Annotated in this window: 1 protein-coding gene; it reads left to right on the top strand. The window is 41.5% G+C overall.

The features are described from left to right. Positions 1–23: 23 nt before the first annotated feature. Positions 24–843 (top strand): hypothetical protein (locus AC6HVZ_RS19605; protein WP_497559798.1); only part of this gene is annotated, 820 nt, incomplete at its 3' end.

The following is an 843-nucleotide window of genomic DNA, read 5'->3' as shown; positions in this document are numbered from 1 at the left end:
AACAACCCAAGGAAGCAAGGAAAATGCCTGGGAATAAGCGACATAAGCAGGAATCAGAAAATATTTCCAAATCGGAATATATTTTTGGTCATTTGTTCGGTGTGAATGGTGTGTTAGTAGAAAAGTTCGGGAAAATGTTCTGCCTCCCTTTAGGTGTATCCGTTCAGAACGGTGTCGACAAGATTCGTGAATGGAATCAAGAAAAGACAGCCTCCATGTCTCATGTGGAGCAGATCGTTCATATGGCTGGTCAATCTACAGAGGAAATGGGAAAATCGATCACAGTACTCGATCGATTACATCTATCTGTTCCTGCACTTAAGGCCTGCAAAGCATATATTAACGATAAACAGGAATGGATGTTGCATATGGTAACGGCAGCAAAGAAAAGTGCAGTGGCCTATACCGATCCACCTCCCTATTCCGGAAAAGGCCGCCCTCGAAAAAAAGGGAAAACAATCAAGTTATGGGAGCTTTTCAAAAGTGCTACCGAAGACTTTGAAGATGTGGAAGTGAATGTCTATAACGAAACCAGGACTGTTAAATGTATGACTCGTAAATTATTATGGGGTACCACGTTATATCAAAAGCTGCTTTTTGTTTGGGTGGATATGGATGGAAAAAAGAGAATTTTAGTTTCCACACATTTAGGGTTAAGCGCGAAACAAGTGATTGAATTGTATGGTTGGCGATTCAAGATTGAAATACAATTCAAGCAGTTAAGACATACCATTGGTGGTTTTGCCTATCGCTTTTGGTCCAAGGACATGCCGAGGTTGGATCGGTTTAAACCGACCAAGCCAGACGTGTTGGAGACTATCCAAGGTACGGTGGAAAAGAAAA

This window comes from Oceanobacillus sp. NCCP-135, assembly GCF_059698015.1.
The sequence above is the reverse complement of the archived record's forward strand: the minus strand, read 5'-3'. Positions and strand labels throughout refer to the sequence as shown.